The following is a 21,916-nucleotide window of genomic DNA, read 5'->3' as shown; positions in this document are numbered from 1 at the left end:
CGGTGTCCCGCCTAACAGAGGGGCGCGTGGGCGCCCCGGAAAATATCAACGCATGAACAGGCCGCCGTTCACGTCCCAGGTCGCCCCGGTGGTGAAGTAGGCCTCGGGCCGCGCCAGTTGCACGATCAGGTCGCCAAGAAAATCCGCATCGCCCAGGCACTGCACCGGGATGTTCGCCAGCAGGCCCTGCATACGCTCGGCCGGCACTGCGGCGTGTACCGCAGGCGAGTCGATCGGGCCAGGGGCGATGGCATTGACGGTGACGCCACGGGCGGCGAACTCCTTGGCGAAGATCTTGGTCAGGGTGACGATTGCGCCCTTGCTCGCCGCGTAGTGCGCGCCGGTGGCGGTGCCGCCGTTCTGCCCGGCCAGCGAGGCCATGTTGATGATCCGCCCGTAGCCGGCTTCGGCCAGATGCGCGCCGAGCACCTGGCAGCCGAGGAACACGCTGCGCAGGTTGAGGCATACCACGGCGTCGAACTCTTCGGGGCTGATCTGCATCAGCGGTGTGGTCTTGGTCACGGCGGCGTTGTTGACCACAACGTGCAAGGCGCCGAAATGCTCCAGCACCTGGGCCAATGCCTGTTCGAAGTCGGCCTTGCTGCCGACTTCGAGCTTGACTGCCAAGGTACGACCACCCAGCTGTTTGGCGGTGGCTTGGGCCAGCGCCAGGTCACGGTCCGAGACCACCACATCGAAGCCTGCGGCAAGCAGCCGGGAGCAGAAGCGCTGGCCCAGTCCCTGGCCGGCGCCGGTTACCAATGCGACTTGGTTCATGGCGTGCTCCTCAGAGGATGTAGCCGATGCCGGCGAGGGCATCGTCACTGTTGATCAGGCTGATCACCTTGCGGTGGATCTTGAAGCCGCCTTCGCCACGGACCAGGGTGTAGGTCAGGTCAGCGGTGTAGTGCTTGAGGCTTTCCTTGCGGAACTCGCGGATGTTCTGCGCGGCACGCACGGTGACGTTGACGCCGTCGGCGTCGAACAGCGCCGGGTCGGTGTACAGGGAGGTATGGACGCGGTCGGGCTGCACCAGCTCGGCCGGGTCGACCGTCAGGTTGACGGCGGGGATCAGGTTGCTCACGGGGGTCACCTATGCAGGGCGATTTCTTATGGGAGCAACGTAAAGGGCAGGGGGGATGGGCTCAATGACAGCCGCGGGCAATGTCGTTGCGTTATGTGCAACAACTCTAAAAGGCAAGCGCGGCTCCCACAGGGTTTCGCGCCAGCTTCCGGTCAGGTGTTAGCCGCCATGCGCACCGCCCTGGCCATCTCTGTCGCCAGCTCGCGGCTCAACCCATCCAGCGTGCGCCCGCGGCGGGTGACGATCTGGATATCGGTCGCATTCATCGCCGGGCAATCGATCGCCAGTGCCTTGAACGTGCCGTTCTTGAGCTCATCGATGATCGGCAGTTCGGCCAGCAGGGTGGCGCCCATGCCGGAGCGGACGAAGTCGAGAATCACCGCCAGCGAGTTGGACGTGAGCGTGGGCACGATGGCGAATGGCTGGTCCTTGCACGCCGCATCCGCCAGTTCGCGCACGCGGAAGTCGGCGCCCGGCAGCACCAGCGACTCTCGCGCCACTTCCTCCAGGCTGACCGTGGTCCGCGCGGCCAGGCGGCTGTCGCGGTGCACGATCATGCGCAACGGCTGGGCCAGGCTGTACAGGCGGGTCAGGCGGGCGGTGGCGCTGGGGGCGAAGATCACGCCCAGGTGCGCCTCGTCGGCCAGCACCCGGCGCTGCACTTCCAGCGAGGGTGCACTGATGATCTCGGCCTTGTGCGCGCCATGGGCATGCAGAAAACCCTGCAGCGAATTGATCGCCCGGGCACCCAGCAGGCCTTCGCCAATGGCGATCACGGTCGACGCCTGCTGCTGACCGCGCAGCTGATCCAGGCGATTGACCAGCTGGGTGTGCTGGCGGATGCGCTCGACGTAGTAGTCCACGGCCGCCTCGCCGGCAGCCGTCAGGCTGATGCGGTGGGTGCCGGGGCGGACCAGTTCGATGTCCAGTTCTTCTTCCAGCCGGGCGATCTGCCGGCTGACCGACGAGGTGGCGACGCCCAATGCTTCGGCGGCGGCGCGCATGGAGCCCTTGGCGTGGCTCAGGTGCAGATAGCGCAGGCGATGGTCCTGCAAGTCGATGTGGCGGGTGGGCATGGCCTCGACCTCGGGGTAATCACGGCAGGCATTGGCATGTCCCCATCGATCCTGGCGGGGCGCTTGCTGTTGTTTTTATGGGGTCGGCTCTGGTGGCCGGCCTTGTGGCGCTCCTTGCCTGGCCATCCTACACCAGCTTTTTTCTCTCCGGAATCATGTGAAAAGTCGACTAAAAATTTTTCGGTATATCAGCGTGGATGGTTAGTTTTTTTCGTCGGTTTCTCGTGGCCCTCCACGGCTCTAAAAATCGTTATCAATCAATTATTTAAGTGAATTTTTGTTTATTTACAGGATGCTAAACGAGGCAGTTGTGACGATCTTTAGCGTGAAAATTCAATTGACAATTCACGTAATCGACCGCAAATTTTTGTCACCGGCACCCAAAACAAGAGAGACAGAACCATGCCGCCCGACCCAGCCTTTGCCCCCCTGCGTGGCCGCTGCTCGTCTTCGCCGAGCCTGGCCATTTCGCCGCCTGCCAAACAACACAAAAAACGCGCCTGAGACGGAGAATGTCCATGGATTCGCTTTGCCTGCGTGCCGCGCCTGTGTCGGCGCTCGCCTCTGGACCTGCCTTCGAGGCCTTGCTTGACGGGGTGCGTGAGCGTGCCCGCCTGGGCGAGTTCGATCGCCAGCGCCACATTTCCCGCGACGTGATCGATGCCTTCAAGGCCCACGGCGTATACCGCGCCCTGGTACCGAAACGCTTTGGCGGGCTGGAATGCTCGCCGGGTGCCTTCTGCGAAATGATCGAGCGCATTTCCCATGCCGACGGCTCGGCCGGCTGGGTCGCCAGCTTCGGCATGAGCCCGGTGTACCTGGCGGCGCTGCCGCTGGAGACCATCGCCGAGATCTACGCCAACAGCCCCGACACCGTGTTTGCCGGTGGCATCTTCCCGCCACAACCGGCCGAGGTCGTGCCGGGCGGCTTCAAGGTCAATGGCCGTTGGAAGTACTCCAGCGGCTCCATGGGCGCCGACATCGTCGGTGTCGGCATCGCTCCGCGCAACGGCGACAAGCTCGACCTGCCGCGCCTGGCGGTGCTGCCGCGCAGCCAGGCGCGCATCGAGGAAACCTGGGACACCGTCGGCCTGCTCGGCACCGGCAGCCACGACCTGCTGGTCGAGGACGTGGTGGTCGGCGAGCAGTGGACCTTTGTCCGTGGCGGCAAGCCCAACCTCGACGAGCCATTCTTCCGCTACCCGTCGCTGTCGTTTGCCACCCAGGTGCTTTCGGTGGTCGGCCTGGGGATTGCCCGCGCCGCGCTGGACGAGCTGTCGGGCATGGCCAGCGGGCGCATCTCGGTCACCGGGGCCCCGGCGCTGGCCGACCGCCCACTGGCCCAGGTCGACGTGGCCAAGGCCGAGGCGGCGCTGCGTTCGGCGCGGGCGTTCTTCTACGAGTCCATCGAGCAGGCCTGGGAACACGTGCTGGCTGGCGACCCGGTACCGGTCGAGGTCACCAACCTGCTGCGCCTGTCTTCCACCCATGCCGCACGTGTGGCCGCCGAAGTGGCGCGCAGCGCGCAGATGCTCTCGGGCATGACCGGGATCTACAACGAAAGCCCGCTGGCCCGCTGCGTCAACGACGCGCAAGTGGTCACCCAGCACGCCTTCATGGGCGACGTCACCTACCAGAACGCCGGGGCGATGTTCTTCGGCAAACAGCCCCTGCCGGGCTACCTGTAACTTTCGGGATTACTGACATGAGCGATAAGAAAGCCTTGCGCGTGCTGTTCTGCATGGGCATCAACCAGAACTTCTTCGACGCCCCGCGTGAGGAGCAACTGCAGGTGTGGGCCGCGTTCAGCGCGATGTGGAACGGCATCCACGACCTGGCGGGGGTCGACGTGCTGGGCAATATGGATGACGACCAGAGCATGGTCGGCCCGTCCGACGGCTTCCCCTGGACCACCTACCTGCTGGCCGACGTGCCGGACATCGAGACCGTGCACGCCGCCTGCAACCTGTTCCGCACCACCGCCGTGGGCGAGGGGCCGTACAAGCTGTGGCGCTACGCCAAGGTCGAGGCCCGTGTCGGCCGCGAACTGATCATCCAGCGCGCCTGATTCGAGGACCATGCCGTGACCAACCTGATCCCCGCCGTCAACCTGACGGTCGACCCGGCCGAGCTGGTGCAGCCCGACCGCGTCCATACCTCCCTGTACACCGACCCGGCGCTGTTCGACGCCGACGGCGTCAACGTCACCGTGCGTGCCGCGCAGAACATCCGCGAGTTCCGCAAGGAAAGCCTCAAGCACTACACCGCTGACCTGACCTACACCCTGGTCCGTGCCGAAGGCGGCTTCAAGATCCACCGCAAGGTGATCAGCCTGATCAACAGCGACGATGCCCTCGCCGGCATCGGCTACATCCTCTGAGGTCACGCTTTCACCCTGTGCTGTTCCCGGGCGCGTAGCAAGCGCCCGGTACTGGATATCTAAAAACAACAAAAACAATACGTGACAGGCAAGCGGGCCACAGACCTGCAGAGCACCTCTGCCCAGTTGAACGACTGCCCAGACCTTGTACTGATCACATTTCCAGGATTACCCCATGGAACTCAAATGGCCGTTGCGTGCGAAAACGTTGTGCTTGTGTGTGGGCACCGTGTTACCCCTGACCAGCTTCGCCGACGTGGTAGATGACAGCCACCTGTCGCTGAACTTCCGTAACCTCTACCTGAACCGTAATTTCACCAACTCCAGTGCACCGGTGTCCAAGGTCGGCAACTGGTCGCAGGGCTTCGACCTGCAGTTCGAGTCGGGCTATACCGATACTCCGCTGGCCGTCGGCCTTGATCTCAATGGCCAATATGCCTTTCGCCTGGACTCCACCGGCAACGATGGCTCGCTGCCGTTCAGCCAGCACCGCCAGCAGGCCGCCGATGACTACAGCCGTGGCGGCGCGACACTGAAACTCAAATACGCCAAGACCCAGGTGAAGGTCGGCGACCAGAAGCCGTTCTACCCGGTCGCCTCCAACGACCCCAGCCGCCAGCTCGACACCATCTACCAGGGCGCGGTGATCGAATCCCGCGACATCGACAACCTGACCCTGGTCGGCGGGCGCTTCTGGTCGATCGTCACCCGCGAGTCGTCCAACCACGAGCGCCTGTACCGGTATGGCACCAACGACAGCCTGGACAGCGACGGCCTGGACTTCGCCGGTGCCACCTACAACTTCACCCCGGACCTGCAAGGCAGCTACTTCCACGGCGTGCTCAACGACATCTACAAACAGGACTACGGCGGCATCAAGCACACCCTGAAGTTCGCCGACGGCTACCAGCTGAAAACCGACATGGGTTACTTCAACAACCGCGAAGACGGCGCCGCGCGCAGCGGCCCGGTGGACAACCGCGCCTACTTCGGCCTGGTGACCCTGGAAAAGAGCGGCCACATGATCGGGGCCAGCTACCAGCGTATGACCGGCGACACGGTGTTCCCGACCCTGAACGGCTACGTGCCGCAACTGTGGTTGCCGAACTGGGCGAGCATCCCCTTCATCCGCCCGGACGAGCGCAGCTGGTCGGTGCGCTACGGCTACAACTTCGTGGCCATCGGCATCCCCGGCCTCAAGCTATTCACCCGCTACATCAAGGGCACCGACGTCGATCGCGGCCCGGGCCTTGCTCGCGACCAGGAAAGCGAGCGCGACATCATGCTCAGCTACGTGGTCCAGAGCGGCCCGCTCAAGGACCTGTCGTTCGACCTGAAGAACATGCGTACCCAGCAAAAGTACGGCAACGACTACACCGAATACCGTTTCATCACTTCCTACACCTGGAAGTTCTGGTGAGTGGCCCGCATGGAGATGACTCATGACTAACCTCAACACCAGCATCAGCCGTGATACCGACCCACGCACCCTGCGCCGCATCGTCATCGCCTCGGTGCTGGGCAACGCCCTGGAATGGTACGACTTCTTCCTCTATGGCACGGCGGCGGCGCTGATCTTCGCCCCGCTGTTCTTCCCCGCCGGCACCGACCCGGTGCTCGGCACCCTGGCCTCGTTCGCAGGCTTTGCCGTGGGCTTTCTCGCCCGCCCGCTGGGCGGCCTGATCTTCGGCCACATCGGCGACAAGGCCGGGCGCAAGAAGGCCCTGGTGATGACCCTGGCGATCATGGGCGCGGCAACCTTCGCCATGGGCCTGCTGCCCACCTTCGAGCAGGCCGGTTACCTGGCCCCGGCATGCCTGGTGATCCTGCGCGTTCTGCAGGGTGTAGCCTCGGGCGGTGAATGGGGCGGCGGCGTGCTGCTGCTCAGCGAGAACGCCCCCAAGGACCGCGTCGGTTTCTATGCGGCCTGGAGCCAGCTGGGCGTGTCGGGCGGCTTCGTGCTGTCGGCGGCAGCCTTCTACCTGGTGCAGATGCTACCCGATGAAGCCATGATGAGCTGGGGCTGGCGTGTGCCGTTCCTGGCCAGCATCCTGATCTTCGGGGTTGGCGTGTACATCCGCCGGCGCTTGCCGGAGAGCAAGGAATTCGTCGAAGAACAGGCGCAACAGGACAAGCCTGAGCACATGCCGGCCATGGAAGTGCTGCGCAAGCACCCCAAGGCGGTGCTGCAGGCGATGGGCATCCGCATTGCCGAGAACGGCAGCGCCTACCTGTTCCTGGCCTTCACCATCGCCTACGCCAAGTTCACCGGGCTGGACACCCAACTGGTGCTGGCCAGCGTGATGGTGGCGATGATCGTCGAGGCCGGCACCATCGTGTTCTGGGGCTGGCTGTCGGATATCATCGGCCGGCGGGTGGTGTATGCCATCGGCTCGGTCGGTTTGATGGTGCTGGCCTTTCCGTTCTTCTGGATGCTCGATACCCACTCGCCTGTGTGGGTGTACCTGGCGGCGTTGCTGGGCATGGCCTTCTGTCATGGCGCGATGATCGGCACCCAGCCGGCGTTGATGGGTGAGCTGTTCCCGCCCAAGGTGCGCTATTCCGGGTTGGCCATGGGGCACGAGATTGCCTCGATCTTCTCCGGGGGATTGGCGCCATTGGCGGCGACGGCGTTGTTCAGTTTGTACAAGGATGCATGGCCGGTATCGGTGATGCTGGTAGTGATGGGGGCGATTACCACCCTGGCGGTGATCAGTATCAAGCCACAGGCCAAAGGCTAGTTTTGCTCCGGTTTTGCCCGGGCCTTTCCGTGCGGGGAGGGTCCGGGCTTTTTTGCATGCCTTAGGTTTTGTGGCGCCTGTGAGATCGAGCGCCGCCGGACCTGCTGGGGCTGTTCATCACCTTCGAGCCCAACGCGCTGGACGGCAAGGATGCCGACTTCCCCGGCCAGCTGGCGGTTGGTCACCAGCCTGACCCTGCCGCTGGTCGACCAAGGCCGTGTAGTCGCGGTGATCGGCCTGGACATCGACCTGGCGACCCTACGGCGCGACGCCGAGAAAGCCGCCACAGCGTTGTACGACGGCCAGGGCGATATCGCCATCGTCAGCACCGCCGGGCTGCTGGCTTTGCCGTGGTCGCCGACGAAGTACGCTGTCCGGCCAGGCCGAGCGCTCGGCGCTCGGCGATCAGCCAGCAGCTGAACGACCTGGCGTCAGAGCAACAGGGGCTGATCGAGCGCTTCAAGGCCTGAGGCAAAGCGCGGCGCCAGCCCGCCCTGGTGCAGGCGCTGCACCAGGCTCGCCAGGCGCCCATGGCGGTAGGCGTCGATGTCGGTCTCGCGGTAGTCGTAGAACCCCACGCCATCGCGCAGGCCGTTGCGCCCGCTGGCCATGTTGTCCAGCACCGACGCCGGCGCCTGGTAGCGCTCGCCCAAGTGGCGGCTGAGGTAACTTGAGGCGTGGTGCAGGATGTCGCCACCGCCCCAGTCGATGAACTCCAGCAGGCCCAATACCGAGAAGCGCAGGCCAAAGCCGGTACGCACGGCCTGGTCGATCTGCTCGGCGCTGGCGACGCCCTCCTCGACCATGCGTGCCGCCTCATTCATCACCAGCGCCTGCAGGCGCGGCACGATGAAGCCGGGGGTGGCGTTGCACAACACCGGCACCTTGCCGATGGCCTGCAAGGTGGCCAGCAGCTCCGCGACCACCGTTTCGCTGGTTGCGGCGCTGCGCGAGACTTCCACCAGCGGCATCAGGTGTGCAGGGTTGAGCCAGTGGGCGTTGACCATGCGCCCGGACGCGCTGACCATGTCGGCCAGCTCGGTCACCAGGAAAGTCGACGTGGTCGAGGCGATGATCGCGTCGGCCGCAACCTGCCGGTCGATCCAGGCAAACGCCTCGCGCTTGGCCTCGAGCACTTCAGGCACCGCCTCGAACACCAACCGGCAACTTTTCAGCGCCTGGCCGCCCTCCTCCCGTGTCAGCAGTTGAACCCGCGACAACAGCCGCTCGGCCTGCTGCGTACCGATCAGCTCGAGGGCCACCAGGCTTTGCGCCTCGACGCCAAGGTTACGCCTGACCACCTCGAAGTAGCTGGCCTGAGCTTGCGCCTGCCGGGCCTTCAGGTCGATCAGGCTGACCTGGACGCCGGCCTGGGCAAAGGCCAGGGCGATGCCCTCGCCCATCCGCCCGGCACCGACAACAGCGATGTGCCGCAATGGCCCGCTCATGGCGCGATACCGTCACGCAGCACGGCCGCCATCCGCTCGCGGTCGAGCCCCGCCAGGCCGAGGTTTTCCAAGGTGCGGCCTTCGCCATACAGGTCACGCCCGGTCACTGCCGAGGCCAAGGCCAGCAAGCCCTGCGCCACGGGGGTCGGCACGCCGGCCCAGCGCCCGACCGAGACCAGCAGCGACAGACCCAGGCGGGTGTCTTCGAGCATGTAGCGGTGCTGTTGCAGGTCGATCATCTCGCGCCAGTCGCCGCTGTCGGTGAGCTTGCCATGGGCGCCGCGGCCATACATCCACTCATCGCCCTGGTCGGTGTTGTAGTGGTCGGCCAAGGGGAAGTGCGGCGCCGGGTAGCCCAGCGCCTCGCGCACGCGCATGCGTTCGGCATCCAGCGCATTGGTCACCCGGCGGATCGACGGCTGGGTGCCTTCGTTGTGGATGTCCCACGACTCGAAGTGCTCCAGCGGCCCGGCATTCATCAGGATCAGCGGCGGATGAATGACGGGCCCTGCGTTCATCAATGCGCCACTCAGGGCATCTTCGATCGGCTCGACACTGGGGTAGGCCTCGCGCAGCACGCTGAAGGCATGCGCCGACAGGCGGCTGGGCAACACGCCGGTCGGCAGGCGCGTGGCGTAAGCACTGATCACCAGCTGGTCGGCGCCATGCTTGCGCACCAGGTAGGGCAAAGTGCCGGTTTCGGCAAAGGCCACCTCGGCGTGGTTGCCACAGTCGCGCATGGCCTTGGCGAACACATAGCTGCCAAAGGTCCCGGGCGGCAGGAACACCACCTGGCCAGCGCCGAGCAATGGCGCGACTTCGGCGGCAAGCGCCGGGTGACTGGTCGACGGCAAGGGGATGATCACCAGGTCCGCGCCCTGCAGCGCTTCGGCCAGGTCGCCGACCAGGTGCAGGTTGTCGCCGAGGGCCAGTTGGCGGGTGCCGCGATAATCGCGCACGGTAAGGCTGCCAATCGCCTGCAGGGTTTTCAGGGCCGTAGCGTCACGGCGCCACAGGCGAGTGGCATGGCCGCGCTCGGCCATCTCGACAGCCGCTGCATAGCAGCCGTGACCGCCGCCAAGAACAGTGATTTGCATGGGTGGAGCTCCGCGTGTGTAGGGTAGGCCGATGCTAGCCATCACGCGTTTGCCCGGCGCTGCGGATCGCGCAGGCAGGCTACCGATTGCGCAACTTTCAGCCCCTGAGCGTGTCCGAGGGTCGGCACCCGAAGCGCTGCCGGTACTGCTGTGTGAAATGCGCCGGGCTGTTGATGCCGAAGCGCAGCAGTACCTCGGTCACGCTGCCCTCGCCTTGCTGCAACGCCTGGTGCACCGCCTGCAGGCGCCGGTCGCGGATGTACTCGACCGGGGTCTGCCCGAGGAACTGGCGAAAGCCGTTCTGCAGCGTGCGCACCGAAACGCCACTGAGCGCGCACAAGGTGGCCAGCGCCAGCGGCTGGTCGAGGCTGGCCTCGATATGCTCGCGCGCCCGGCGCACATGGCTGGGCAGCGGGGTCCCTGCCGGTTGCAGCAGCGCGGCGGAATAGTTGTGCGGCAACTGGGTCAGGAGCAGTTGCACCAGGTGATCCACCAGGCCCTGGCGCAAGGGCGCCAGGCTCAGTTGCAGGGCGAACAGCCGGCACAGGTAATCCAGGGTCAGGCTCAGCGCATGCACGCCCGGGTGGTCGGCGGCGAGCGGCACATCGAATGCCAGCGGCTGCCCCAGGCTGCGCCCCAGCAGCTGCTGCAAATGCAGCTCCAGCGCCTCGCGGGGTATGCTCAGCACCGCATTGCGGCAGGCGCCGCCGGTCACGATACGGCTGCTGGCGAACGGCGAGCTGACACTCAGCCCGCCCGCCGCCACGGCCGCATGCGTCTGGCCGTGGCTGACTTCGCACTGCCCTTGCAAGGTGGTGCGGAACAGGTACTGCGCACCTGTGCCCTCGAGGCTGACTTCCACAGGCGCGTCGTAGTGCAACTGCAGCAAGCGCACGCCGGCAAACTCGACGCCGTTGACCTGCAGTTGCGGCGCAGCATCGTCCAGCACTCGCAACCGATGCGGGCAGAGATAGCGGGCCAGCTGCACCTGCATTTCTGCCACATCCTGCGAGTGAAACAGCGGAAAACGCTCCAGCAGCTGGATGTCCGCGAGCATCTCAGGCCTCGGCGGGGTGTTCGCGGCGCATGCTGTCACGGAAGCACTTGCAGCCCTTGGCCAGCAGCACGATGGCCAGCAGCGAGGCACCGAAGCTGACGATCGACATCGACGAACCGACCGCGGCCGGGGCGCCGAAGTAGCGGTCGGTGATCAACGCCACCAGCGTGGTGCCCAGGCCCAGCGCGAGCAAGTTGCTGATCAGCAGGAACACCGCCGACACCTGGGCGCGCACCTGGTTGGGCGAGAGGATCTGCATGGCTGCGGTAGAGGCCGGCATCGGGAACGAGGCGAAGAACATCGCCGGCACCAGCAAGGTCACCGACAGCCACAGCTGGTCGACCTGCGAATACAGCACCGCCGGCACGATCATGCCCACCGCGCCGATCACCCCGGTGCGCATGGCCGCATCGCTGCGCCCGCGCTTGGCCAGGTGATCGGTGAGCCAGCCGCCGAACACCACGCCGGTGGTGTTGGCCAGCAGCAGGATGGTGCCGAGCATGAAGCCGGCCTGTTCGGGGCTCATGCCGAACTTGCGGATGTACAGCGCCGGGGTCCAGCTCATCATGCAGAACAGCGCCATGGCGTAGAACGAGAAGCCCAGGTAATGGCAGGCGAAGGTCGCCCGATGGCGGCCGATAAAGCGCAGGCCATCGCTGAGCCGGACCTTGCGCACGTTACCGTCGGCATCCAGCTGCGCGCCCTTGCGCTGCGGGTTGCGCACGGTCAGCCAGACCAGCAGGCCGACGATCACCCCGGGCAGGCCGACGATGAAGAACGCCAGCTGCCAGGCCTTCATCGCACCGAGCAAGGCCACCTCGATGGTCTGCGCATCCTTGAGCAAGGTGATCACGTAGCCGCCGACCAGGAAGGCGATGCCGCCGCCGACAAACGAGCCGATCGAGTAGATGCCCACGGCGCGGCCGAGCTTTTCCTTGGGGAACATATCGCTGAACATCGAGTAGGCCGACGGCGACAGCGCCGCTTCGCCGACACCCACGCCGATGCGCGCCAGGAACATCTGGGTGAAGTTCTTGCTCAGGCCGCAGGCGGCGGTGGCGAAGCTCCAGAAGATCACCCCGACGGCGATGATGCGCGGGCGCGAGAAACGGTCGGCCAGGTAGGCGATGGGCATGCCCATGAAGGCATAGAACAGCGAGAAGGCCAGGCCGTGCAGCAGGCTGAACTGGGTGTCGCTCAGCTGCAGGTCGGCTTTGATCGGCTCGATCATCAGGGCCAGGATCTGCCGGTCAACGAACGAGAAGATGTAGGCCACCATGCACAGGATGACCACGTACCATTCGTAGAAATAGCGCTTGTTATGCTGCTTGAGGTGTTGCTCTTGAGTGAGGGTATTCATGCTCGCGAATTCCTGAAGGGACAGCCTGGAAAGGGATTACAAGGCAGTGACCTGTCAGTAACAGGCGAGCGCACGCAGGGCGGGATTACGCATGACCAAGGACCTTTATTGTTATTGGAATGGTGTATGGCGATTACTTGATTTTCAGCCGGTTCTCTCCCCTTTGTAGGAGCGGGCTTGCCCCGCGAACACCGGCGAAGCCGGTGCCATCCACCTCGGTGCCTGCTTCGCGGGACAAGCCAGCTCCTACAGAGGTCGAGTCAGGGCTCAGATGTTTTGCAGCGCCCGTGGCCGGTGGCTGCGTTCCTCGGCTTCTGGCGCCTTGGCGGCCTGTAGCTGGAAGTCGAACGACAGCTCGGCAAAGCGCTCGCCCTGCACACCGCGGTCACGCGCCGCCGCGGCGTCATCGACAAACCGGAGGTCGCCGATAAGGCCGTCGCGGGTGGCGTAGGCGAAGTCGTCCCACAGGTACTTGTCGCCGGCGAAGTTGATCTGCGTGGTCAGGTGACGGTGGCCCGGCGCCGAGATGAAGAAGTGCACATGGGCCGGGCGCTGGCCGTGGCGGCCGAGCAGGTTCAGGCATTCCTGGGTCGGGCCCTGCGGGTCGCAGCCATAACCGGACGGCACGATGGAGCGGGCACGGTAGCGGCCCTCGGCATCGGTGACGATGCGCCGGCGCAGGTTGTAGTCGGACTGGGTGGAATCGAAGTACGAGTAGGTGCCCTGGGTGTTAGCGTGCCACAGATCGACGGTGGCGCCGGCCAGCGGCTGGCCATCGGCATCGAACACTTGGCCTTGGAGGAACATCACCACGCCGGGGTCGGTGCCATCGTCCATGCGCGCTTCACCCTCCGACAACGGTGCGCCGGCCACGTACAGCGGGCCTTCGATGGTGCGCGGGGTGCCGCCGGTCAAACCGGCTTCGGCATCCTTGGCGTCCTGCAGCAGGTCGAGGAAGTGCTCGATGCCCAGGCCTGCCGCCAGCAGGCCCGCCTCGTTGCGCCCGCCGAGGCGGTTGAGGTAGGCGACGGCATGCCAGAACTCGTCCTCGCTGACCTCCAGGTCTTCGATCAGGCGCGCGGTGTCCTGCAGTACGCGCAGGATGATCTGCTTGAAGCGCGGGTTGCCCTCGGCCTGGCCCAGGCCGGCCACTTGCTCGAAGAAGGCCTGGATATCGGCGGTGTGGGAGATCTTCACGGTCATTTCTGCTTACCTCGAATTGTTCTTGTCAGGTAGTCGCGGTTCAAAGGTGAATCAGCGGTCGTCACTGTGGATCGACGACGGGTGGCGGCACAGGCCGTCGACCTCGATGTCCATGTACGGGAACAGCGGCAGCTGCATCAGCGTGTCGTGCAATGCCTCGACGCTGGGCACGTCGAACACGCTGTAGTTGGCGTAGTGCCCGGCGATGCGCCGCAGGCGTAGCACCACCAGGGTCTGCTGCTGCATCGTGTGCATCGCCAGCTTGTGCGGGCGGATGGTCGGCAGGTCGACGATGATCGCGTCGATGCGCTCGATCAGTGCGTTTGTCATGGTTCGAAGGTCCCGTCAAATCAGGCCACAAGCTTCAGACCCGATACTACATTTACTTGATTATTCAAGCATTGCGCGAGACCCTGAGCGCCGTCCAATATCAAATGAATCTCCCACCATACCCAGGAGGTCTGATGGAGCTGCGCCACCTTCGCTACTTCAAGGTCCTGGCCGAAACCCTGAACTTCACCCGCGCCGCCGAACTGCTGCACATCGCCCAGCCGCCGCTGAGCCGGCAAATCAGCCAGCTGGAAGAGCAGCTCGGGACCGTGCTGGTGCTGCGCGAGCGCCCGCTACGCCTGACCGAGGCCGGGCGCTTCTTCTACGAGCAGTCCTGCACCTTGCTGCAGCAGCTGGAGAACATCAGCGACAACACCCGGCGCATCGGCCAGGGGCAGCGCCAATGGCTGGGCATCGGTTTCGCCCCCTCCACGTTGTACACGGTACTGCCGGAGCTGATCCGCGAATTGCGCAAGGACAGCGAGCTGGAGCTGGGCCTGAGCGAGATGACCACCCTGCAGCAGGTGGAGGCGCTGAAAAGCGGGCGCATCGACATCGCCTTCGGCCGCATCCGCATCGACGACCCGGCGATCCAGCAGCAAGTGCTGCGCGAAGACCCGCTGGTGGCGGTATTGCCCAAGGGCCATGCCCTGGCTGGCGCGCCGCTGACCCTCGAGCAACTGGCCAGGGAAGCGTTCATCCTCTACCCGGCCAACCCCCGGCCGAGCTACGCCGACCACATCCTCGCGCTGTTCGCCCACCACGGCATGAGCCTCAAGGTCAGCCAGTGGGCCAACGAACTGCAGACCGCCATCGGCCTGGTCGCCGTCGGGCTGGGCGTGACCCTGGTGCCGGAGTCGGTGCAACAACAGCACCGTACCGATATCGAGTACGCCAGCTTGCTCGACCGCAGCGCGGTCAGCCCGATCATCCTCAGCCGGCGCAAGGGCGACAGCAGCCCGATCGTACAACGCTGCCTGGCACTGATCGCCCAGCAGGCCGTGAATGAGCCTTTGGCCTAGTCACGTTCGAAGAAGCTGCTGCCCTTTTCCTTGAGCAGCGTCACCAGCGCCCCTGCCGCCGGCGACAGGTAGCCGTCCGTGCGCACCGACACCGCGACAGTGCGGCGCATGGTTGTCTGCTTGAGCGGCACCTCACGCAGCCAGGACATGCCCAAGCCATGTTCGAGGGTTTCCCGGGCAGCGAAGCTGAGCAACTGAGTGCGCGCAATCAGGCGCGGCAGCAGCGAGATGGCATTGGTCTCGATCTGCACCTGCGGCGCTGGCAGCTGGTGGGCGATGAACACGTTGTCGATCCAGCGCCGGGCGGTCACTGTCGGCCCCGCCAGCACCCAGCGGTACTGGCAGAGGCACTGCAGGGTGATGGGGCCGGCGAAGATCGGGTGCTCGGCACTGGCCACCACGATCGCTTCATCTTCGAGGATGGGATAGGTGGTGAACTCGGGGTCCATGGCGATCTGCGGTGAGATGATCACATCCAGCCGCCCGGCGCGCAGGGATTCCTTGAGCACATCGTCCTGGGCGATGGACAGCTTCAAGGTCACTTCCGGTGCCCGTTCCAGCAACGCTGCGGTCAGATGCGGCAGCAGATGATCGGCCATGCTCGCCGCGCAGCCCAGGCGGATGTTGCCGACCAGCCCGCTGGCGAAATCGCGCACCTCGCGCTCGGTCTCGGCGATGTTCAGTTGCAGCTGCTTGCCCCGCGCCAGCAGCAGCTTGCCGACATCGGTGAGCTTGATACGGCGGCCATCGCGCTGGAACAACCGGGTACCCAGGGATTCCTCCAGGCGCTGGATACTCTTGCTCAGCGCCGGCTGGCTGCGGTTGAGCTTCTCCGCCGCCCGGCCCAGGTGGCCCAGCTCGGCGATGGTTTCGAAATAGGTGAGGTCACGCAGGTCCATGATTCATGAATTTCAGTTATGGATTCATCGAAAGTAGAAAATAGACTTGATCGATTGCGCCGTCGATAATTTTCTCCGCTGGCGCTGCCAGCCCCGCGTTATCGCTGCGCAAGGAGTACCCACGTTGCAGACCGCCCTACCCGCTTCTTCCAGAACCCTCTTCCAGTGGCTCGCCCTGCTGATCTGCGCCGGTGCCTTCGGCCAGTTGCTGCATGCCTTGGCCGTACCGGCAGGGTTGTTCCTCGGCCCCATGCTGGTGGCCATCGTCTTCGGCGTATCAGGCGCATACCTGCACCTGCACCGCCAGGTGTTCCGCTTCGGTCAGGGCTGCGTCGGCCTGCTGGTCGCCCACTCGGTGACCTGGGCGGTGCTGGTGTCGATGGCCCAGTCCTGGCACCTGATGCTGGTTGCCACTTTCATCACGGTGGTGCTCAGCGCTTTGGTCGGCCTCGGCACGGTACGCTTCGGCGGCATCCCCGGCAGCACCGCCGCCTGGGGCACCGCGCCGGGGGCGGCGTCGGCAATGGTGTCGATGGCCGAGGATAATGGCGCCGACGGCCGCGTGGTGGCGACCATGCAATATGTGCGGGTAGTGTGCGTGGTGATGATCGGCTCGCTGGTCAGTCACCTGCTCGGTGCCGCGCCAGGCGCAAGTACGGCGGCCCATGCACCCGCGGCGCTGGAAGGCCCGCACCTGATCGACAGCTTGCTCAGCCTGGGCGTGGTGCTGGTGGGCATCACCCTCGGTAACCGCCTGCCTGCCGGTGCCTTGCTGATACCGCTGCTGCTCGGCGGCGCCCTGCAACTCAGTGGGCTGCTGAACATCAGCTTGCCCGAGCCCTTGCTGGCGGTTGCCTACGGTGCCATCGGCTGCTACATCGGCCTGCGTTTCGACCGGCAGACCGTGCGCTACGTGTGGAAACGCCTGCCGACCATGATCGCCGGGGCGGTGGCGTTGATCGTGTTATGCGCCGCGTGTGCCTACGTGCTGGCCCTGGCGATGGGCACGGATTTTCTGTCGATGTACTTGGCGACCAGCCCGGGCGGGCTGGATGCGATGGCGATCATCGCCGTCGAGACCCATGCCGATGTCGGGTTGGTGCTGGCGATGCAGACATTGCGGTTGTTCGGGGTGATTCTGACCGGGGCCTTCTGTGCGCGGCAGATCATACGCCTGACCCGGGGGTAGGTGCTTGGAGGTGCCAGGCTTGAGGGTTTTAGCGCCTGGGACGAAGGTAGGCGGCCCTATCCCTTAAGCGCCGCCTCGATTTTCGCTACGTCGATCTTGCCCATGTTCATCATGGCGTCGAACGCCCGCTTGGCGGCGGCCTTGTCGGGGTTGGCGATGGCTTCGATGAGGATGCGCGGAGTGATCTGCCAGGAGATGCCCCACTTGTCCTTGCACCAGCCGCAAACGCTCTCGCTGCCGCCGTTGCTGACGATAGCGTGCCAGAGCCGGTCGGTTTCGGCCTGGTCCTCGGTGCTGACCTGGAACGAAAAGGCCTCGCAATGCTTGAACGTGTCGCCACCGTTGAGCCCCACGCAGGGAATGCCCATCACGGTGAACTCGACGGTGATCACTTCACCAGCCTTGCCTGAAGGGTAATCGCCAGGGGCCGGGTGCACCGCGATGACCTTGCTGTCGGGGAAGGTCCTGGCATAGAAATTCGCCGCTTCTTCGGCATTCTTGTCGAACCACAGGCAGATCGTGTTCTTGGCAGTCATGGCAAGGCTCCATGGGAGAACAGAAAGCCTTGAGTCTAGCCCTTCAGCCCTGGCTGGCGATGGCCACGGCCAGCGCCTGGTCGCTCACCGTCGATCGTGGGTGGGGCTGACGGTGGTCGCAAAGCGCCTGCTGCAGGCGTGGGCCGCACAAGCGACCGTTGGTCGCGACATTGGGCAGGCCCCGGGGCGACGGACACACGGCCGATTTTCGGTGTGACACCAACAGTCAGAAAAATCCTACCAGCACAAAAGAAGCTTCCCACAACCCACCTGATTCACAGCACTGCATCATTGCCGACAAAACCTCACAAGCGACTATTCGCAGGGAGATACAGGTTTGTCGGACTTCAAATCAAAGTTGCAGCACCTCAGCGCTGAGCAGATCGAGGCGCTGTACAGCGAATACATCGGCGGTGAAAGGATCGCGGTACTGCTCGAACGCTACGCCATCGACATCGCCCCCAGCAGCCTGATCAAGGCCTTTCCCCCGGTACCTTGCGCCGAACTCGAGTGCCCTTACTGCGAAGTCAGCCTGTACGAACGGCGCAAAAGCCGCTCGGCCAACAGCTGGAACGACAACCTGGCCTACTGCCCGAACTGCGCCCACCGCCATTACTTCCCTGGGCGCAACCCATGGAAACGCGATTGCGCCTGCCAGCCCTGCCTGGCGGCGCGAGAACGGGCCAGGCAGGCAAAGGCCGTGGAGCGGCGCCAACGCATCAACGAGCACTGGTCCTTGGCAAAGCGCCTGCCAGTGCCATTGCACACGCTGTCGATCACCCGCCAGTTGCAGTTGCTGGCCGTGCTCGAAATACGCATGGATGCGCAAAAGGGTTGCATCCAGGCTGCGGAAAAGACCCTCGCAGACGCACGCATCAGCCCTTCGCCGAGCATGGATTCGGCGATGTTGCTTGCTCTGCACGAAGACCAGGTCCTGCTGGTCGACCCCGAATCGCCGCTGGATGCTTTCAGCGACGACCCAACGCCGAAGGCCTGGCAGAACAAAGTCCGCTGGATCGCCAATGTCAGCCTGGATGAGCCGCAGCGGGCCGACCTTGGCCCCTTGTATCGCGCGCTGCACAAGGCAGTGTCCAATGGCCCACAGCCGCAATGGCATGACGAGCTCGTCGCGGCCATCAAGCTGCTTTGCAATGAAGAAGTCTGTGCCTACATCGCCACCCGCAGCGCAGAACACGGCCTGCCCTTCGAGGCCAGGAAGAAAGCCTCGGAAGTCGCAGCGCAGCTGCTCGATGCGCACCCCGTACGGCACATCTGGTCTCTGACCAACACTGCCATTCGTGGAGCCCTGTCATTCGTGGCTCGCGCCCAGGTCAACAAACTTCATGCCGCCAACACCATTCCCGGGAGCCTGCTTTCGCTGAGCGAGCGCGCCATCCGTGAGCACTGGCAGTTCACGGTATCGCGCTACGACACTCATGCCCCGCGCTCAGGCTTCAGCCAGGCGCTGTTCGACGTGCTGTTGCAACAGCATGACCATGGCCTGTGCCGCAAGGTCAGCGACTACATCGCAGAACTGCCAGGGAGTGCGAATGCCCATGGCTGCACACTGTTCTGCGCCATGTGCGGGTCGAACCTGGTACACGTGCAGCCAGGGCCTCGGGAAACCGTCGTCAATTGCAAGGACTGCCTGGCCAGGACCTTGGTAGCGACCTAGCCGCCACCGGCAGCAGGCATTGACCCGTGCCTCGTACGCCCGTACGGTTTTGCCGTACATCCGCACGGCGCGCTGGTCGGCATGGCCATGACCCCAGCCGAAGTGGCTCTGGTGGCTGTCGCCTACGTGCTGGCCTTATCGCTGCAGGAACGCAATCGCCTGCAGGGAGAGACTCCAGCCAGTAACCACGTTAGCTAGCGCTGTTTGCTTTTTCTTTTGCTTTTGCTTTTGCTTTTGCTTCTAAGTGCGCGGTAGCTCAGCAAACGCCGAATGCGACTTCAGGAGGCCGAGCGCAGGCGTCTGGAGGGCCAGGGTGCGCAGCACCCCTTCGGCGTAGCCGAAGGCGCGAGATGTAGACTTGCGTAGCAAGTCGTAGGCCGCGCGGGCCCGGAGGACGCCGGAGCGAGGGGACCCCGGAGCGCAGCGCAGGGGCCGGATGATGGGAGCCAGCGTTTTTTGGTTACTTTTTGTCGCGTTTGACAAAAAGTGACCCGCCGTAAGGGCGGAAAGGTGACTGTGCGTCGCCATGGCAAATGAATGTACTCGACTGAGTCAAAACCACCGCAGTCGAGCTTTTGGCTTTTTGGCTTTTTGGCTTTTTGGCTTTTTGGCTTTTTGGAGAAGTGGGCCTTTGAATCGGGTCAACATTCATTTGCCAAGGTGGCGCTGAGTCACCTTTCCGCCCTTACGGCGGGTCACTTTTTGACTGGGCAAAAAGTAACCAAAAACCCCGGCTCCCATCATCCGGCCCCTGCGCTTCGCTCCGGGGTCCCCTCACTCCGGCGTCTTCCGGGCCCGCGCGGCCTACGACTTGCTACGCAAGTCTACATCTCGCGCCTTCGGCTACGCCGAAGGGGTGCTACGCACCCTGGCCCTCCAGACGCCTGCGTTCGGCCTCCTGAAGTCGCACTCTGCGTCGCCTGGACTATCGCGCGCGTAGAAGCAAAAGCAAAAGCAAAAGCAAGAGCAAGAGCAAGAGCAAGAGCAAGAGCAAGAGCGGGAGGTTGAGTGATTGGCTCGGCTGTCGATGGCAGCGCTGCCTTCACGCAATCGCCTCGATCAACGCCAGTATGTCGGCCCGGCTGACCGTGGTCTTGCTCAGGGCATTGTGGATGGTGAAACCTTCGATCAGCGCATCCAGCACCCGCGCGGTCTTCTCGTCGAAGTCAATCAGGTCGGCAACCAGTTCGCGGGCGTGAGCCGTATCACGGGCCTCGCCGAGCTGGCGGAAGTACTGGTCGTCGATGCCATTGCTCAGCTGTCTACGGTGGTGAGGTCGTGCTTCTTCGGTCTTGGCATGCTCGGCTCGCTGCGGTGAGTGCCGACGAGGATAGCAAGGTTGGCATGGGGCAAAAATCAAAAAAGGCGCCCCGACCGGGGCGCCAAACCATCCACCTTGACCAAAGGAGCTTGAACGCTTCCAAAGGTGAATTCACAGCACCGACAGCGGGTACTCGACGATCAGCCGCACTTCGTCCAGGTCCGACTCGAACGCCGTGGCCCGGCTGGTCGCCTGGCGCACCCGCAATGACAGGTCCTTGGCCGCGCCGCTCTGCACCACATACTTGACCTCGATATCCCGCTCCCAGCGCTTCTGTTCCGTCAGCGGGTTACCGTCCGCGTCGCGGCGCATGTAGAAGGCGTTGGCGTTGGAGTAATCTGCATCGGTACCTTTTGCGTATCGCGTCATGAACGACAACCCCGGCACCCCATAGGCCGCCATGTCCAGGTCATAACGCAGCATCCACGAGCGCTCCTTGGGCGAGTTGAAGTCGCTGTACTGGATCGAGTTGTCGAGGAAGATCGAATCAGACTGGCGCAGGTAGTCGAAGTCATCGTCACCGTTGTTGCGCTGGTGGCTCAGCGCCACGGTATGCGCGCCGAAGCGCACCCCGACTTTCGCGCTCCAGATATCGTTGTCGAACACGCCCAGGCGCTGCCGGCCTTCATCGACGGCCTTGTAGTAATTAAGGCCACCGATCAGTGCGACGTCTTCACCGAGCGGCCAGCTGGCACTGGTACCAGCGTAGTATTGGTTCCACACATCCTTGAGCCGGCTGCTGAACAGGCTGACGCTGATGTGCTCGGTGAGGTCGTAGTCGCCACCGCCATAGGCGATCCAGGGCGAGTCCACGGGGCCGCCGTAGAAGGTCACGAAGTTCTCGCGCATGTCGCTGGAGACCGGCTGGCTCATCGCGTGCAGGCGGCCGGCCTGCAGGGTCAGGTCCTTGAGGCTGGTGTTCTCCACGGTCACGCCGCGAAAGCTCTCCGGCAATAGACGTGAATCGCCCGCGGCCACCACCGGGTTGGCCGGGAACACATCGCCCACCTTGAGCACGGTATCGAACAATCGCACCTTGGCGGCACCGCCAAGCTTGGTGTACTCGCCACGCGCCTGGCCGTCGTGGTCCACCGGCAGCACATCGAACGAACTGCGCCCGCCGTTGCGCCCACTGCCGGTGTCCAGCTTGAGCCCGAGCATGGCGAAGGCGTCCAGGCCGAAACCCACCGTGCCCTGGGTGAAGCCAGATTCGTAACGGGCGATGATGGCGTGCGCCCAGGCTTCGGAATAACCATTGCTGGCCGGCTTGGTAGCGTTGTGCACCGGGGCCGGCCCGTCGCGGTTGTCGCGGTTGAAGTAGAAGTTGCGGTTGAGCACGTTGAGCGTGCTGCCCTCGATGAAACCTTCGCCAGCTTCTTGGGCGGCGCTTGCCGATGCAATGACGCCAGACAACGCCAGGCATGCAGCCAGGGACAGGGGTGCGGTTCGGGTCATCCGAAGCTCCTTGGGGAGGTTTTTTATTGTGTTGGCGGAGTCG

20 protein-coding genes and 5 pseudogenes are annotated in these 21,916 nt (G+C 64.3%); 10 read left to right on the top strand and 15 right to left on the bottom strand.

What is annotated here, in order from left to right; all coding sequences use genetic code 11:
* Positions 1-45 precede the first annotated feature (45 nt).
* From BGP85_RS09510 to BGP85_RS09500, 3 genes and pseudogenes are all read right to left on the bottom strand, one after another.
* On the bottom strand, positions 46-777 hold the full coding sequence (locus BGP85_RS09510) for an SDR family NAD(P)-dependent oxidoreductase (protein WP_103446924.1): 732 nt from the start codon (positions 775-777) through the stop codon (positions 46-48).
* A 10-nt stretch (positions 778-787) separates the two neighbouring features.
* Positions 788-976 (bottom strand): annotated as a pseudogene (locus tag BGP85_RS09505) (aromatic-ring-hydroxylating dioxygenase subunit beta); the annotation flags it as partial.
* 260 nt (positions 977-1,236) lie between these two features.
* Positions 1,237-2,160: a LysR family transcriptional regulator gene (locus tag BGP85_RS09500; protein ID WP_103446923.1), complete on the bottom strand. Its 924-nt coding sequence runs from the start codon at positions 2,158-2,160 to the stop codon at positions 1,237-1,239.
* Positions 2,161-2,678: 518 nt separating this feature from the next.
* Between BGP85_RS09500 and iacA the strand changes: the two genes are divergently transcribed.
* The 7 genes and pseudogenes from iacA (at position 2,679) to BGP85_RS09470 (ending at position 7,701) form a co-directional block, all read left to right on the top strand.
* Positions 2,679-3,848 carry an indole-3-acetate monooxygenase gene (gene iacA, locus BGP85_RS09495; RefSeq protein WP_103446922.1) on the top strand — a complete coding sequence of 390 codons (1,170 nt, stop codon included), beginning with the start codon at positions 2,679-2,681 and terminating at the stop codon, positions 3,846-3,848.
* A 17-nt stretch (positions 3,849-3,865) separates the two neighbouring features.
* On the top strand, positions 3,866-4,228 hold the full coding sequence (locus BGP85_RS09490) for a hypothetical protein (protein WP_060513271.1): 363 nt from the start codon (positions 3,866-3,868) through the stop codon (positions 4,226-4,228).
* Between the two features lie 123 nt (positions 4,229-4,351).
* A pseudogene (locus BGP85_RS09485) lies at positions 4,352-4,540 on the top strand (aromatic-ring-hydroxylating dioxygenase subunit beta); the annotation flags it as partial.
* Positions 4,541-4,715: 175 nt separating this feature from the next.
* The gene (locus tag BGP85_RS09480; RefSeq protein ID WP_103446920.1) at positions 4,716-5,960 is read left to right on the top strand and encodes an OprD family outer membrane porin; all 1,245 of its coding nucleotides are present in this window, start codon (positions 4,716-4,718) and stop codon (positions 5,958-5,960) included.
* 22 nt (positions 5,961-5,982) lie between these two features.
* Positions 5,983-7,281: an MFS transporter gene (locus BGP85_RS09475; protein ID WP_103446919.1), complete on the top strand. Its 1,299-nt coding sequence runs from the start codon at positions 5,983-5,985 to the stop codon at positions 7,279-7,281.
* An 89-nt stretch (positions 7,282-7,370) separates the two neighbouring features.
* Positions 7,371-7,463 (top strand): annotated as a pseudogene (locus BGP85_RS29795) (hypothetical protein); the annotation flags it as partial.
* Positions 7,432-7,701, top strand: coding sequence for a hypothetical protein (locus tag BGP85_RS09470; protein ID WP_103446918.1), 270 nt, complete (start codon positions 7,432-7,434; stop codon positions 7,699-7,701). The pseudogene BGP85_RS29795 and the gene BGP85_RS09470, both read left to right, overlap by 32 nt.
* A gap of 11 nt (positions 7,702-7,712) precedes the next feature.
* On the opposite strand, the gene BGP85_RS09465 is transcribed toward BGP85_RS09470, so the two are convergent.
* The 7 genes and pseudogenes from BGP85_RS09465 to BGP85_RS29050 form a co-directional block, all read right to left on the bottom strand.
* Positions 7,713-8,729 (bottom strand): 3-hydroxybutyryl-CoA dehydrogenase, encoded by a 1,017-nt coding sequence (locus BGP85_RS09465; protein ID WP_103446917.1) that lies wholly within the window; start codon positions 8,727-8,729, stop codon positions 7,713-7,715.
* Entirely contained in the window at positions 8,726-9,826 is a 1,101-nt protein-coding gene (locus tag BGP85_RS09460) for an NAD/NADP-dependent octopine/nopaline dehydrogenase family protein (protein WP_103446916.1), read from the bottom strand. Before BGP85_RS09460 ends, BGP85_RS09465 begins: the two co-directional genes overlap by 4 nt.
* A gap of 97 nt (positions 9,827-9,923) precedes the next feature.
* Positions 9,924-10,883 carry a helix-turn-helix transcriptional regulator gene (locus BGP85_RS09455; protein WP_103446915.1) on the bottom strand — a complete coding sequence of 320 codons (960 nt, stop codon included), beginning with the start codon at positions 10,881-10,883 and terminating at the stop codon, positions 9,924-9,926.
* 1 nt (position 10,884) lies between these two features.
* Complete coding sequence (locus BGP85_RS09450; protein ID WP_103446914.1) at positions 10,885-12,243, bottom strand: spinster family MFS transporter; 1,359 nt, start codon at positions 12,241-12,243, stop codon at positions 10,885-10,887.
* A gap of 267 nt (positions 12,244-12,510) precedes the next feature.
* Positions 12,511-13,446, bottom strand: coding sequence for a catechol 1,2-dioxygenase (gene catA, locus BGP85_RS09445; RefSeq protein ID WP_103446913.1), 936 nt, complete (start codon positions 13,444-13,446; stop codon positions 12,511-12,513).
* A 51-nt stretch (positions 13,447-13,497) separates the two neighbouring features.
* Positions 13,498-13,662: pseudogene (locus BGP85_RS29055) on the bottom strand (muconolactone Delta-isomerase family protein); the annotation flags it as partial.
* A 3-nt stretch (positions 13,663-13,665) separates the two neighbouring features.
* Positions 13,666-13,776 (bottom strand): annotated as a pseudogene (locus BGP85_RS29050) (hypothetical protein); the annotation flags it as partial.
* Positions 13,777-13,910: 134 nt separating this feature from the next.
* On the opposite strand from BGP85_RS29050, the gene BGP85_RS09435 reads away from it, so the two are divergent.
* Positions 13,911-14,798, top strand: a complete 888-nt coding sequence (locus BGP85_RS09435; protein WP_103446911.1) for a LysR family transcriptional regulator — start codon at positions 13,911-13,913, stop codon at positions 14,796-14,798.
* On the opposite strand, the gene BGP85_RS09430 is transcribed toward BGP85_RS09435, so the two are convergent.
* Positions 14,795-15,697, bottom strand: a complete 903-nt coding sequence (locus BGP85_RS09430; RefSeq protein WP_103446910.1) for a LysR family transcriptional regulator — start codon at positions 15,695-15,697, stop codon at positions 14,795-14,797. The two genes, BGP85_RS09435 and BGP85_RS09430, sit on opposite strands and share 4 nt — an antisense overlap.
* 124 nt (positions 15,698-15,821) lie before the next feature.
* On the opposite strand from BGP85_RS09430, the gene BGP85_RS09425 reads away from it, so the two are divergent.
* Positions 15,822-16,886 carry an AbrB family transcriptional regulator gene (locus tag BGP85_RS09425; protein WP_103446909.1) on the top strand — a complete coding sequence of 355 codons (1,065 nt, stop codon included), beginning with the start codon at positions 15,822-15,824 and terminating at the stop codon, positions 16,884-16,886.
* 56 nt (positions 16,887-16,942) lie between these two features.
* On the opposite strand, the gene BGP85_RS09420 is transcribed toward BGP85_RS09425, so the two are convergent.
* Together BGP85_RS09420 and BGP85_RS28675 are read right to left on the bottom strand one after the other, a co-directional pair.
* Entirely contained in the window at positions 16,943-17,422 is a 480-nt protein-coding gene (locus BGP85_RS09420) for a VOC family protein (protein ID WP_103446908.1), read from the bottom strand.
* A gap of 43 nt (positions 17,423-17,465) precedes the next feature.
* The gene (locus tag BGP85_RS28675; protein ID WP_181004474.1) at positions 17,466-17,621 is read right to left on the bottom strand and encodes a DUF2388 domain-containing protein; all 156 of its coding nucleotides are present in this window, start codon (positions 17,619-17,621) and stop codon (positions 17,466-17,468) included.
* Between the two features lie 138 nt (positions 17,622-17,759).
* On the opposite strand from BGP85_RS28675, the gene BGP85_RS09415 reads away from it, so the two are divergent.
* Positions 17,760-19,097 (top strand): hypothetical protein, encoded by a 1,338-nt coding sequence (locus tag BGP85_RS09415; RefSeq protein WP_181004473.1) that lies wholly within the window; start codon positions 17,760-17,762, stop codon positions 19,095-19,097.
* Between the two features lie 1,042 nt (positions 19,098-20,139).
* On the opposite strand, the gene BGP85_RS09410 is transcribed toward BGP85_RS09415, so the two are convergent.
* Entirely contained in the window at positions 20,140-20,457 is a 318-nt protein-coding gene (locus BGP85_RS09410) for a hypothetical protein (protein WP_103446907.1), read from the bottom strand.
* A 72-nt stretch (positions 20,458-20,529) separates the two neighbouring features.
* Complete coding sequence (locus BGP85_RS09405; RefSeq protein ID WP_103446906.1) at positions 20,530-21,873, bottom strand: OprD family porin; 1,344 nt, start codon at positions 21,871-21,873, stop codon at positions 20,530-20,532.
* Between the last annotated feature and the right edge of the window lie 43 nt (positions 21,874-21,916).

It is taken from the genome of Pseudomonas putida (genome assembly GCF_002906855.1).
GTDB lineage: Bacteria > Pseudomonadota > Gammaproteobacteria > Pseudomonadales > Pseudomonadaceae > Aquipseudomonas > Aquipseudomonas putida_N.
Note: the sequence above shows the minus strand (reverse complement) of the source record. Positions and strands in the feature narration are given on the sequence as shown.

Excerpts from the sequence above, each read along its gene's own strand:
- BGP85_RS09510 (WP_103446924.1), bottom strand. The coding sequence starts at position 777 with ATGAACCAAGTCGCATTGGTAACCGGCGCCGGCCAGGGACTGGGCCAG.
- BGP85_RS09500 (WP_103446923.1), bottom strand. The coding sequence starts at position 2,160 with ATGCCCACCCGCCACATCGACTTGCAGGACCATCGCCTGCGCTATCTG.
- iacA (WP_103446922.1), top strand. The coding sequence starts at position 2,679 with ATGGATTCGCTTTGCCTGCGTGCCGCGCCTGTGTCGGCGCTCGCCTCT.
- BGP85_RS09490 (WP_060513271.1), top strand. The coding sequence starts at position 3,866 with ATGAGCGATAAGAAAGCCTTGCGCGTGCTGTTCTGCATGGGCATCAAC.
- BGP85_RS09480 (WP_103446920.1), top strand. The coding sequence starts at position 4,716 with ATGGAACTCAAATGGCCGTTGCGTGCGAAAACGTTGTGCTTGTGTGTG.
- BGP85_RS09475 (WP_103446919.1), top strand. The coding sequence starts at position 5,983 with ATGACTAACCTCAACACCAGCATCAGCCGTGATACCGACCCACGCACC.
- BGP85_RS09470 (WP_103446918.1), top strand. The coding sequence starts at position 7,432 with ATGCCGACTTCCCCGGCCAGCTGGCGGTTGGTCACCAGCCTGACCCTG.
- BGP85_RS09465 (WP_103446917.1), bottom strand. The coding sequence starts at position 8,729 with ATGAGCGGGCCATTGCGGCACATCGCTGTTGTCGGTGCCGGGCGGATG.
- BGP85_RS09460 (WP_103446916.1), bottom strand. The coding sequence starts at position 9,826 with ATGCAAATCACTGTTCTTGGCGGCGGTCACGGCTGCTATGCAGCGGCT.
- BGP85_RS09455 (WP_103446915.1), bottom strand. The coding sequence starts at position 10,883 with ATGCTCGCGGACATCCAGCTGCTGGAGCGTTTTCCGCTGTTTCACTCG.
- BGP85_RS09450 (WP_103446914.1), bottom strand. The coding sequence starts at position 12,243 with ATGAATACCCTCACTCAAGAGCAACACCTCAAGCAGCATAACAAGCGC.
- catA (WP_103446913.1), bottom strand. The coding sequence starts at position 13,446 with ATGACCGTGAAGATCTCCCACACCGCCGATATCCAGGCCTTCTTCGAG.
- BGP85_RS09435 (WP_103446911.1), top strand. The coding sequence starts at position 13,911 with ATGGAGCTGCGCCACCTTCGCTACTTCAAGGTCCTGGCCGAAACCCTG.
- BGP85_RS09430 (WP_103446910.1), bottom strand. The coding sequence starts at position 15,697 with ATGGACCTGCGTGACCTCACCTATTTCGAAACCATCGCCGAGCTGGGC.
- BGP85_RS09420 (WP_103446908.1), bottom strand. The coding sequence starts at position 17,422 with ATGACTGCCAAGAACACGATCTGCCTGTGGTTCGACAAGAATGCCGAA.
- BGP85_RS09405 (WP_103446906.1), bottom strand. The coding sequence starts at position 21,873 with ATGACCCGAACCGCACCCCTGTCCCTGGCTGCATGCCTGGCGTTGTCT.